At 36.5% G+C, this 12,438-nt stretch carries 10 protein-coding genes; 5 read left to right on the top strand and 5 right to left on the bottom strand.

Annotation, left to right across the window (positions count from 1 at the left end; translation table 11 throughout):
* Nucleotides 1–131 precede the first annotated feature (131 nt).
* Nucleotides 132–2,402: a zinc-dependent metalloprotease gene (locus QP953_RS05540; RefSeq protein ID WP_309554235.1), complete on the bottom strand. Its 2,271-nt coding sequence runs from the start codon at nucleotides 2,400–2,402 to the stop codon at nucleotides 132–134.
* 705 nt (nucleotides 2,403–3,107) lie between these two features.
* Between QP953_RS05540 and mdh the strand changes: the two genes are divergently transcribed.
* The 4 genes from mdh (at nucleotide 3,108) to QP953_RS05520 (ending at nucleotide 7,650) form a co-directional block, all read left to right on the top strand.
* Nucleotides 3,108–4,037, top strand: coding sequence for a malate dehydrogenase (gene mdh, locus QP953_RS05535; RefSeq protein ID WP_052593690.1), 930 nt, complete (start codon nucleotides 3,108–3,110; stop codon nucleotides 4,035–4,037).
* Between the two features lie 221 nt (nucleotides 4,038–4,258).
* The gene (locus QP953_RS05530; RefSeq protein WP_052593688.1) at nucleotides 4,259–5,443 is read left to right on the top strand and encodes a DUF1214 domain-containing protein; all 1,185 of its coding nucleotides are present in this window, start codon (nucleotides 4,259–4,261) and stop codon (nucleotides 5,441–5,443) included.
* Nucleotides 5,444–5,445: 2 nt separating this feature from the next.
* Complete coding sequence (locus tag QP953_RS05525) at nucleotides 5,446–6,651, top strand: sulfotransferase (RefSeq protein ID WP_309554234.1); 1,206 nt, start codon at nucleotides 5,446–5,448, stop codon at nucleotides 6,649–6,651.
* Nucleotides 6,652–6,660: 9 nt separating this feature from the next.
* Nucleotides 6,661–7,650 (top strand): SDR family NAD(P)-dependent oxidoreductase, encoded by a 990-nt coding sequence (locus QP953_RS05520; protein ID WP_309554233.1) that lies wholly within the window; start codon nucleotides 6,661–6,663, stop codon nucleotides 7,648–7,650.
* Here the strand turns inward: QP953_RS05520 and QP953_RS05515 are convergent.
* Nucleotides 7,633–8,085: an SRPBCC domain-containing protein gene (locus QP953_RS05515; protein WP_309554232.1), complete on the bottom strand. Its 453-nt coding sequence runs from the start codon at nucleotides 8,083–8,085 to the stop codon at nucleotides 7,633–7,635. The two genes, QP953_RS05520 and QP953_RS05515, sit on opposite strands and share 18 nt — an antisense overlap.
* 205 nt (nucleotides 8,086–8,290) lie before the next feature.
* Here QP953_RS05515 and proC point away from each other — a divergent pair, with 205 nt between their 5' ends.
* Nucleotides 8,291–9,082 carry a pyrroline-5-carboxylate reductase gene (proC, locus tag QP953_RS05510; protein ID WP_309554231.1) on the top strand — a complete coding sequence of 264 codons (792 nt, stop codon included), beginning with the start codon at nucleotides 8,291–8,293 and terminating at the stop codon, nucleotides 9,080–9,082.
* Nucleotides 9,083–9,203: 121 nt separating this feature from the next.
* On the opposite strand, the gene QP953_RS05505 is transcribed toward proC, so the two are convergent.
* The 3 genes from QP953_RS05505 to QP953_RS05495 form a co-directional block, all read right to left on the bottom strand.
* Nucleotides 9,204–9,512 (bottom strand): hypothetical protein, encoded by a 309-nt coding sequence (locus QP953_RS05505; RefSeq protein WP_052593679.1) that lies wholly within the window; start codon nucleotides 9,510–9,512, stop codon nucleotides 9,204–9,206.
* Between the two features lie 311 nt (nucleotides 9,513–9,823).
* On the bottom strand, nucleotides 9,824–11,194 hold the full coding sequence (gene gdhA, locus QP953_RS05500; protein ID WP_309554230.1) for an NADP-specific glutamate dehydrogenase: 1,371 nt from the start codon (nucleotides 11,192–11,194) through the stop codon (nucleotides 9,824–9,826).
* A gap of 350 nt (nucleotides 11,195–11,544) precedes the next feature.
* The gene (locus tag QP953_RS05495) at nucleotides 11,545–12,381 is read right to left on the bottom strand and encodes a hypothetical protein (protein ID WP_309554229.1); all 837 of its coding nucleotides are present in this window, start codon (nucleotides 12,379–12,381) and stop codon (nucleotides 11,545–11,547) included.
* Nucleotides 12,382–12,438: the final 57 nt, after the last annotated feature.

Raw genomic sequence — 12,438 nt, 5'->3', positions numbered from 1 at the left:
ATAGTAGCAACGTAGCTAACTATTGAATACAAAGAACCCGTCTCTTATTAAACCTAAAAAGAGGCAACCTTATTGATAAGGTTGCCTCTTATAGTTTAAGATAAAAGATCTATCTTTTATTTTTCAAAGTACTATTTGATCAACAATTTGTGACTAGTAGTACCATTAAGCGTCTTAACATTGATAACGTACAAACCTGCTGCCAAAGTAGAAGTTGTCAATTTTTGAATGTTATTACCAGGTATCAAGCTAATCGCTTGAGTAGGCATTACTTCTTGACCAATACCGTTAAAGATTGTAATTTGCGCATCTCCTGCTACTTTCGACTCTACTTCCAAAATAACATCTTGACGAGTGTTAGATGGGTTTGGATAAATCTTAGAAGAGTGAATTTCAGCTTCTACATTATCAACTCCCACGTTCCAATTAAATACTCGGAATTTTGCTTTTTTAGAAGCAATACCACGATCACAGAAAGTAGTTGCATTCATAGGCGTAACCACCCACTCAAAACGGCTATTTGCTGTAAGTGTTTGCCAATAGTCAGTACCATTAACAACTACATCAAATTGTTGACCACCCAACAAAGGTGCACCAATCGCATTAATTTCGTAAATGAATACGTGATACATTGTCGCTCCATTAACAGGATTCCATGCGAAATGTACTAATGGTTGAGGAGCAATTGAGTTATCTACAGGATGCAATACAACAGCTGTATCTGTAATAACAATGTTAGATGGTTTAGCATAAAGTGTTGCAAACCCTCTAGATGCAATATCCATCTTCATTGCGTCTCCTTGTTCTACAGAAAACTGAGTAGCACAGTTATCGTCGTAATAACTCATCACATTTTCAGAGGTAGTTCCAGATGTATCTCTGTGAGGTGCATATGTATTGATACCAAAAGTAACACCTGCTAGTTGCATAGCATCTACTCTCAAATCTACTGGAGAGAACGTATAAGCTTCTCCTGGAGCCAAAGCAACTGGCAAAGAGTATGTTCTATCGCTTGAAGATACTTGTGTTCCACCATTGTAGAAAATATCCGTAGCAATAACATTTGTTCCTGCATTAACCGTTACCGTTGTACTTGTATTCATCACTCTCAAACTATCCATGTCTGTTCTGTGGTTGCCAGTTGCTGGAGTAATGGTATACTCAGCAGGAGCCGCTGCAAAAGATAAACTTGGTGCAGAAGGAGCCGTAACGTTTACGTCTAAACGGTGATTGTTTAGGTTAATAAAACCTTTTTTAACGTCCAATACTCCTGTACCAATAATATTATCATCCGAATTTGTGTTACAGTAAATATCTGTCGTATCTGAATCACCAATTGTATCTTGCCACATCATAGTCGTTGTACCACCCAATGTATACTCTGCTTCTACAACAATCAATGTTTTAGGATAGATTTTATCTTTTGTAGAGTTATTTTTCAACCACAATTCATCAAATGCCGTTTCATCTTCTAGGATTTTGAAACGACTTGGTGTTGAATTGATAACTTCTGGACGGAACAACCATCCTCTAGGGTCTATTGCGGTAGCTGCATATTCACAACCATTGTTGTAAAGTGACCCAAAGAAACCAAACAAGTAGTTTGCATCTGTATCACAGAATCCATCTGCTGCTGCTTGACAGTTCTCTGGTACATCTGAATTTTTACGAGCAATCAACTCTACATCATAAGGTTGATTGTTGTACGTTACGATAGTTGGTGTACGACCTGTTGTATTTGCCATTACACCTCCATAGTTTTTGTTTTCCCACCCAAAGAAGGTGTGTGGCAAACCAAAGAAGTGCCCCAACTCATGCGTTAGAGTGGTACCCGTACCTCTTACAGCACTTTGAATAGCATAAACAATATCTAAACCATTAGTATAATATCCTAATGTTGTACCACCTGATTGACCATTTACAATTTCGTTACCAACGAAAACATTAACCACACCAGGTACACGGTATAATCCCATGAAATAATTTGCCATTCCGTTATCAAAGCTATTGGTATATAGCAAATCTTGATTGATAACGCGGGTTGGACCTGCTAGGTAAAATTCAACATTAATACCTGCATAATCTTGATTTAAACGACATAAATTGTCGAAAATATCTTGATTGCTCTCTCCTCCTGTTCCATCACTTTTGTTAACAATATGAAATTGAATAGGAACATATACCGTACTGTCGTTTCCACGTCCTCTTTCAAATTTTTCTAGTAATTGAACCTTATTCCTTCTATTATCAAGCATACGATTTTTGATGGCTTGACCTTCAATTAGACCTACGCCACATTGCGCATGATTGTGAGTAGTAGTTTGGATTTGAGCTTGTACATCAGAACTTTGTATTCCGAATAACAAGATCACTCCTATTACATATAATAAACAACGAACCATAACCTTGGATTGAGTTAAAATGAATTAATAAATATATAACCAATACGTTTGATTGCTCCTTCCTAAACTCATTTGTTTATAGATATTATAACCTCTTACAATACCAACATAATGAATTTTGAAGGTCGCAAAAGCAATGAAACCAACTTAATCATTACTCTTTATCAACCTCAAAAAAAGCAAAAACTTTTGGGTATAGCAATTTTTAGCACGAAAATTTTACAGAATTGAATATAGTATGACAGAAGCAATTGATTCTATCAAGTAACTGTCAATTAAAACAAATTATTCTTTGGATTTATCTATCAAAATCGAAGTCTTTAGAGAAGGCTTCTAATAATAGATTTTTATAATGTGTTTTATAGTCAGTGTACATAGTTGGGGTTATTGACATCAACAATAAAACACAAAGTAATTATAACTGTTTGGTTGGATGAGTATAATGTGATAAGTCAATTATAAGTTTTTTTTTTAACACTTAAAAACATCTAAAACAAAAAGAACTTGTAATCTCTTTTTTTTTACATTTATGTGGCAAGAACAAGGATAAATCAGTTTTTTTTTGCATATTCCTTCTTTTTACACAAAGTATAGATTGCAATTCACAAACACAAGGACTTAAACCACTAATTAACAACAAATTAAGTCCATCAAGTGAATTAAAATGATTATCTAATTAATCTTATAGAAAAACAAAATTTAGACATGAGAAAAGTAACGGTTATTGGTGCTGGTGCTGTAGGTGCTAGTTGTGCGGAGTACATCGCTATTAAAAACTTTGCGGCAGAAGTTGTATTACTTGATATCAAAGAAGGATTTGCTGAAGGAAAAGCAATGGATTTAATGCAAACAGCTTCTTTGAATGGTTTTGACACCAAAGTTACTGGTGTTACAAATGATTATGCCAAAACTGCAGGTTCTGATGTTTGTGTGATTACTTCTGGTATTGCTCGTAAACCAGGAATGTCTCGTGACGAATTATTGGGAATCAATGCAAGTATCGTTAAATCTGTATCTGCGAGCTTAGTAGAGCATTCTCCAAATACCATTATCATTGTTGTCTCTAATCCTATGGACACAATGACTTATTTAGTTCATAAAACAACTGGCTTGCCAAAGAATAGAATTATTGGTATGGGAGGAGCATTAGACTCTGCTCGTTTCAAGTATCGTTTAGCAGAAGCATTGGGTGCTCCTATTTCTGATGTTGATGGAATGGTTATTGGTGGTCACTCTGACAAAGGTATGGTGCCATTGACTCGTTTGGCAACACGCAACTCTGTTCCTGTTTCGGAATTTATTTCAGAAGATCGCTTGAATCAAGTAAAAGAAGATACCAAAGTTGGAGGTGCAACACTAACTAAATTATTAGGAACTTCTGCTTGGTATGCTCCTGGTGCTGCTGTATCTGGTTTGGTGCAAGCGATCCTATGCGATCAAAAGAAAATTTACCCTTGTTCTGCTTTATTAGAGGGCGAGTATGGTTTATCTGACCTTTGTATTGGTGTTCCTGTTGTTTTAGGAAAAGATGGTATCGAAAAAATTGTTGAAATTGAATTAAATGATGCCGAAAAAGAACACTTGGCTGCTTCTGCTGAAGCCGTTAAAACTAACAATGGAAATCTTGAATTATAATACTCGATTTCTTCTCTAAAAATATATACCAAGCCATTCCTAATCTAGGAGTGGCTTTCTTTTTTTAGATCACACATAAGTGGTCAAAATAGATACAATTAAACTAATACGACTCACTTTGTGAGATCGCTTTGCTTAGTTTACGTTGTTACTCCCTACGGTCGTGAGATCGCGCCACTACATTATTCCCACAAAATAAAGTGTCCTTCAATTAAAATCATATGAAAAAACTAATTTTTGGAATTGCCAATACCTATAAAAAAGTAAAAAACCTAAAAAACAAAGTATTGGGTAAGACAGAACAAGATGTCATTCATCAGCAAATTGTTACGGGTAAAGCTTGGGAAGATTTCTGCGATACCTTAAAGACTGCTGGTACATCTTTGCTCTATGGAAACGCTCCTTTAGATCCTTTTCAACAGGCAGAAGGAATTCGCTATCTCACTAGGCTGACAAGGGCTGGCTTGGATGCCTTTATCGAACACGCTGATCCACAATTCCCAAGCTTCAAAAGAATGGTTCATGAAACAGTAAAGTTAGGAGCCGATAATCCTGACAATCATTATTCTAATGCCCAAATTAGTGGTGCCTATGAATATCGCATTTGGGGCAATCGCAATTCTGTTTTTTATATGGGCTTTTTTACTCAAAATGGGAGTTATGGAAGTACAGGTGGATTATCCCCTTGTGGCGTTTTAGAAGATGGTGAAATGTATTTTGAAGAAGATGGCTCGTTCGAAATTTTTGTGACCAAAGAAAAAAAGGGAAAAAATTGGCTAAAAATCGAAGCTGAAACTACTTTATTAATGCTTCGCCAAACATTTATGGACACCCAGAACGAAGTAGCAGCAGCCGTTCAGATTGAATGTATTGGCGGCTCCGAAAAGCCACTCCCGTTGAGCCCTGAATTGGTTTATAATGGCTTAAATATGGCTGGAACTTTTGTTGCTGGCGCTTCTTTTTTATTCTCAAAATGGGCAACAGGTTTTACCAAACACCCTAATCAACTTCCCTTATTCCCACCAGAGGTCTCAAATGCAGCTGGAGGTGATGATAATATTTGGTATTATCATAGTTATTGGAAATTAGCAGACCACGAAGCTCTTTATATCCACTTTACGCCTCCTAAATGCAAATACTGGAACTTTCAATTGAACAACTATTGGATGGAATCCTTAGATTATCGTTACTTTAATATCCATATCAACAGGCATACCGCCCATGTTGAACCGGATGGCAGTGTTAAAATATTTGTTGCGCATCAAAAGCCTCCGCATCCCAACTGGATTGATACTGTTCATCATAACGAAGGCACCATGTTGCTTCGTTGGGCTTATGCCGAAAGCAACCCTCAGCCCAACATCGAGGTCATTCAATTTACGGATATTGCTAATATAATTCAATAAAAATGAGCTTACATTCTTCCTATCCTTTTTTAATCCGTGCTTACAATCGTTTCTTCTCCAATACAACAATTGATGCTCAAAAGTTAATTCTTGCTGCACAAAAAAGTGTTGGACTAACAGATTTTGGCGCTAGTGATTATCAAGATCGTTTACAAAAGCTCTGTCATGCTATTAATACTGAAGCTCAGTTGCACCCTTTTGGAGCTTTTGCCAACAAAGAGCGTTTAAAAGGCGTCTTAAAAAATCGTTTGAGAGCCATTCAGCTCTTCAAAGAACAGCCCGAAATTTTAGATACGCAACTAAACCCGCCAATCATTATTGCAGGTTTGCAGCGCACGGGCACCACTTTTTTGCAGCGTCTTCTAGCTGCTGATAGTGACAATCGAGCCTTATTATCTTGGGAGGCGCTCAATCCAATTCCTCTAAAAGGAAAGAACGAGGAGAAGAAGCGCATTCAGCAAGCCTTAACGAGCCAAAAGGCATTGCACTATATGTCTCCTATTTTCTTTAGTATTCACCCAGTAGAATTTGATAGCCCCGAAGAAGAAATTTTGCTCAATGACATGACTTTGTTGAGTGCAATTCCTGAAGCGACCTTAAATGTTCCTAGTTTTAGCCAATGGGTTGCCCATCAAGATCATGGTATTGCCTACGATTGGATGATTAAAATGTTGAAGGTGTTGGAGTGGCAAAAAGCTCCTAAAACTTGGATTCTCAAAACCCCTCAACATTTAGAATACATGGATGTGGTGGCAAAAAAATTTCCCAATGCGGTTATCATACACACCCATCGCCATCCTAAAGAGTGCATTCCTTCTTTTTGTAGCATGGTATACCATAGTCGAAAAATCTTTAGCAAAGCGGTTGACCCAATTGCTGTTGCGCAACACTGGGTAAGTAAGAATATTGGCATGTTAAAACACACAATGGCAATTCGCAAAAAACATCCCAATTTAAAGATCATTGATCTATACTATGCAGATCTAATTAACAATCCGATTGCCTGTATTCAAACCATCTACCAACAAATTGGACGCCCTTGGAATGATAGAATAAAAGCGGAACTCCAAAAGGCCATGCTTCGCAACAAGAAAAACAAGTATGGCAAGCATCAATATAAGATGGCTGACTTTGGACTCACCCATCACTCCATCGAACAAGATTTCTCTTTCTATCTAAACGCACATCCTCAACTAATAACCAACTAAATTTGTACTATGAGTTCGAATAATCAAAAATTTGACAGCACCTTCAAAGCAACTATTACAGGGATAAAAGAAGCTTTATTTCCTCCAAAAACAGATAAAATACTTGCCGAAAACGATCGAATTGATGGCAAAACAGTTTTAGTTACAGGTTCAAATACAGGATTAGGATTTGCCATTGCCACCAAATTAGCTCAACGAGGTGGTCACATTATTATGGCTGTTCGCAGTGGGATTCCTGAAAAAGGAAAAGAAATCCAACAGTTAAGCGGGCATAAAAATGTCCATATGGAATTTGTAGAGCTATCTGACCTACAATCCATTCAAGATTTGGTTTTAAGACTCAAAGCACAAGCCATAACGATTGACATCTTGGTTTGTAATGCTGGAATGGTTTCAGCTGGAAGCAAGGTCGCAGCCAATGGCTTGGATTTGATGTTTGCTGTGAATTACTTATCTACATTTTATTTTGTTAATCTGCTCCTAAAACATGAAATTATACGCCCTCAAAACACGCCTCGTCCAAGGTTAATTTTTGTTTCTTCAGAATCGCATCGAGTTGATGTCCCTATTGATTATAAAACGTTTGGGAAACCGATTCCTTACAGTGCCGCCAAAGTGGTCAAGTTCTATGGTTATTATAAATTAATTCTGAATATTTTTATTGTAGAACTTAATCGCAGATATGCCAACAATGGCGACGACTTATCTATTTTTACACTTTGCCCAGGAGCAGTACATAGCAATATTTCTCGACACTCCCCTACTCTATTAAAACCCATCTTATGGTTGGTTTTTAAAGCTTTTTTCCAAACACCTGTTCAAGCCTCTCGCCCAGCTGTGTACTTTGCTTGCAGTCCTAAAATGGAAGGCAAAACTAATTTATATCTGCATATGATGCAAGACAAAATGATGGCAGATCCTGCTTATGACGCCGAAAATGGTCGGGAAGTCTGGAAGGCATCAGAACAACTGCTGGCAGAACTAGGCTTTGCCTTGTAAACCTTCTGTTTCTTTTTTTAATCCCATACAAACATCGTCAAATCCAATTTGAATTTTTTGCCGATATAATAATAGAATCAACCCTGTTAAAGGACCTTTAAAAGCATCGGAAGTATAATACTCTGTCGTTTGCGCATCTATTGCTGTTAAACGTTGTATTCTTATGGTTTGTACGAACCATGAGTTTTGTATTCCCCATTCTAAACGTTGTCCTTCTTCCCATGCCAGAAGGGTCTCTTTTTGCAAAATAGTTTTAGCTGACTTAGGATTCAACCGAACGTGTAAGCCTACGGTACTACCTATTGTATTTTGTATATCAATTTTAGGCGTAAAAGGATTCCATTGATGGTAATTATCAAAATTAGAAAGCACTTTCCAAACGCTTTGTATCGGAGCATTGATGATTATTTTGGACTCAATTAAGTGCTTAGGCATAGGCAAGTTATTTTTTATGATAAAGTGGCACGATCAATTCTAAATTGTAATATATCATTGTCAATTGACAAAAACTTATTTTTTGTTACTCTTCTGATCATTTTTCTATTATTTTTTTCTTTATTGCAAACTGACCTTATTATCATTATAAAATAGTATAAAATAGCTTAGTACACAGTAGGCTAAGTATTAAATTCTTAACACAATGCAAAAAATAGCCATTTTAGGAGGAGGAAATCTAGGAAGTGCCATCGCACAAGGTTTGTACAAAAGCAAGCAGTATGCTCCAAGCAATATTTTTATTACCCGAAATAAAGTAGAACGGTTGGCGCATCTAAAAGCCGAAGGTATTCAAGTTGGGAAAGACAATACAGCAGCCGTTCAACAAGCAGATATTATCATTATTGCTGTCAAACCCTACAAAGTTGCTGAAGTATTACAAGAAATCCGACCAGCTTTAAATCCTCAGAAACATATTTTAGTTTCTGTTGCAACAGGAATTACCATTCAAACAATGATTAAAACCATAGGATTTGAAATTCCAACTTTTAGAGCAATGCCGAATACTGCGATTGAGATTCAAGAATCCATTACTTGTTTTTGTTCGCAATACGCTACCAAAGAACAAGATACTTTGATTGCTGATTTGTTCAACCTCCTAGGTGTTTCGGTTGCTATCCAAGAAGAACTCATGGAGGCTGCTACAGTACTAGGTGCTTGTGGAATTGCGTTTGTGTTTCGTTTTATTCGTGCCATGATGCAAGGAGGTATTGAAATTGGCTTTGATGCCATCACAGCAAGCACAATTGCAGAACAAACGGTTAAAGGTGCAGCAGAACTACTCTTGAAAGGCGGAAAACACCCTGAAGAGGAAATTGACAAAGTAACCACGCCCAAGGGTTGTACCATTTCGGGATTAAACGAAATGGAGCATCGAGGGTTTAGTTCTTCTCTAATCAAAGGAATTTTAAATTCTTATCAAAAAATTGAACAATAGATAGAAATATTGCCTCTCCAATGATAGATTATGGAAACCTTCATCTTATCCTTTCGTTAAGTTTGTGCTTAATAACAAAAGAAAAAAGCAGTAAAAAGGTCTAACAAAGGTTATAAAGCAACTATTTTTCTACAATTCGGCTAATGCTAATACGATCAATATTATTGCACAAATTACTTTGGTTTTCAAACTCTAATTCTACTGTAATTGGGAATGTTGCATTGTTCAAAAACGTTGTTCCTGCTGGTAAATCTGCATCAAAAAAACGATACGTAAAATTATTAATAAGAATTAGATAACCACCACAGCAAGAACAGGCAGCGACATCTTTTCCTATGATTTGCCCTGTAATAATTGAAGAAGCACCATCATCACAACTACTAAATGAAAGGGCTAAAAAGGTAAATACTAATATTGCTATTTTTTTCATTGATTTTTATTGAAAGTTTAAATCTAAATTTATACAACGCATTGGTTTTAAAGATTGAGCAAAAGAAGTTTTATATCTCCAGCTTTTTTCAACGCATACCATCTGCATCCAATTTATTTATAATACGTAAATACAAGAACAAAAGTAAGGTTTTAAATTTTTTTGATAAAGATCAAGAATAAATTATCGATGTTCAATAAAGCATTCTACGCGCTACCTAAGGTGTAAAATACAAAAGTCTCTACTTTTTAAGGAGCAGAGACTTTTGTTTCTTATTTCTAAATCAATGTTTGACAAGCGTACAAATTATTTTATACCAAGCCTTGATCCAACATAGCATCTGCTACTTTGACAAATCCAGCAATATTTGCTCCTTTGACATAGTTGATTGCCCCATTCTCCTCTTTTCCATGCTCGACACATTTCTCATGTATTGATTTCATAATATCATGCAACTTTTCATCGACCTCTTCTCTAGACCATGACATACGCAAAGAATTTTGAGCCATTTCCAAACCAGATGTCGCTACGCCCCCCGCATTAGAGGCTTTACCTGGCGCATAGAGTATTTTTGCTTCTAAAAACACTTCTACTGCTTTTGCGGTAGAAGGCATATTAGCTCCCTCTGCAACAACAATACACCCATTATCCACCAATGTTTTTGCTTCTTCTTCATTCAACTCATTTTGGGTAGCACAAGGAAGTGCGATGTCTACCTTCTCTCCCCAAGGGCGTTCACCTTCGTGATAAACAGCATTTGGATACTCTTCTACATATTCTTTGATGCGTCCACGGCGTACATTTTTGAGCTCCATCACCCAAGCCAACTTCTCTGCATCAATTCCATCTTTATCATAAATATAACCTTTAGAATCACTTAAGGTTACTACTTTTGCTCCTAGTTCGGTCGCTTTTTCGCAAGCATATTGTGCGACATTCCCCGAACCAGAGATAGAAACAACCTTACCATCGAAAGAATCGTCTTTGGTTTTTAGCATTTCTTCTGCAAAATAAACGGTTCCATAACCTGTCGCTTCAGGGCGAATTAACGAGCCTCCCCAGTTGATTCCTTTTCCAGTTAATACACCAGTAAACTCATTGCGCAGACGTTTGTATTGACCAAATAGGTATCCAATTTCACGACCACCTACTCCAATATCTCCAGCAGGAACATCCGTGTCTGCACCAATATGACGCTGTAATTCTGTCATAAATGATTGGCAAAACTTCATGACTTCATTATCTGATTTACCCTTAGGATCAAAATCAGAGCCACCTTTACCTCCTCCCATCGGAAGTGTTGTCAAAGAGTTTTTAAAAACTTGCTCAAAGCCTAAAAATTTGAGAATGGACAAATTAACAGAAGGATGAAAACGTAATCCTCCTTTGTAAGGACCAATAGCAGAATTAAATTCAACGCGATACCCTCTGTTCACTTGAACATTTCCTTCATCATCTAACCAAGGTACTCTGAACATTACCACACGTTCTGGTTCTACCATTCGTTGCAAAATATTGGCCTCCGCATACTTAGAATTTTCCATAACAAAAGGAACTACAGCCTCTGCAACCTCTGTCACTGCCTGCAGAAATTCCGTTTCGTGTTCGTTCTTAGCTTTTACTTCCTCAATAAAAGCTTTTACCTCTTTTTGATACTTTTTTTCCATTGTTGGCGTTTCCATAAAGGAATTTTTTGTTGTTAAATAATTGGGTAAATCTCTAATGATTATCACTAATGAATTTATAAAACTCAGAACAATATTTTCATCCGTTGACCCTAGTATCAAAAGGCAAATCGTTACTTAGAAGAAAGCCTCCTTTCTACTTCATTGCTCAATACAAAAACACCACTCTTCGATTTTTAATAAACTCTGCTCAGGGTATGCATAATTTATTTTGAAATATAATTTTGCAAACCTACACTTTTTATACTTTAAAACAGTAGTTTATATTAATAGTTTTCGAAAACGCCATTAATTGTTTTTTTTCCTATACAAACTGAAATATTCTGTAAAGTAGATACAAAACCTTATCAAGGGATAACGGTTAGCTTATTCTTGGTCCAAATATATTGTTTGTCTACTTGGCGAGTATAAACTGGACGCCTGTCAACATCAAAGGTTCCTGCCTCATTTCTAAGAATAATTGTTTGCGTTGGTAACGCCTGCTCATCTGGATAGATATAAAATCGATTGGAAAATGTTTCGTTACTAAAACCGTTGCTTAGCAAACTAATATAAAACAAAGAATTTCCATCCCAAAAGATGGTAACAGTTGCCGCTACACCTCCACAATACCCATCACTAAATGCCACTTCAATTACTTCTTTAATGGTTTTTATTCCTTTATTTCCCAAAGCCTTCCCTTGTGTTTGAGTATATAGTGTGCCCATTGCTTCAAATACAATACTATCTTTTACTTGATAATTATCTAAAGCGTATAAGATCAAATGTATACTTTCTTCTGTATAGTTCCCTCTATTCACAATTCCTATGTGATCAATACCATACAAAAATAGTGTGTTAGAGTTGTCCTTTGCCACAAATGCCCCAACAGCAATACTTCCTCCCCATAGATACCCTTCTTCCAACCGACCATTGTGGTCAAAAACAATACGGTACCAATTGGTTCTAAATCCATTTATTTTAACCATCTCATCCATTCGTTCTTCTACCTGAATGACCGCACCTGTAGATAGTGTTCCAAGAACAGCAGCTGTTGCAAAAGGAGCCGCATGAACTCTAGAAGGCTTTAAAACATAAAATGATTGTCCTTCTTCCAAACTTCGGTACAAGCTATTAAAGGTATAATCCTCTTGTGCGTGTAAACTAGTTTGTATAATAATTATAATAAAAAATACAATTTTCATAATTACGTTTTGGTACATTGATAACTCCCAAAATACAAAAAGGATACCAGTAAAATT

Source organism: Aureispira sp. CCB-E (assembly GCF_031326345.1).
Taxonomy (GTDB): domain Bacteria; phylum Bacteroidota; class Bacteroidia; order Chitinophagales; family Saprospiraceae; genus Aureispira.
Note: the sequence above shows the minus strand (reverse complement) of the source record. Positions and strands in the feature narration are given on the sequence as shown.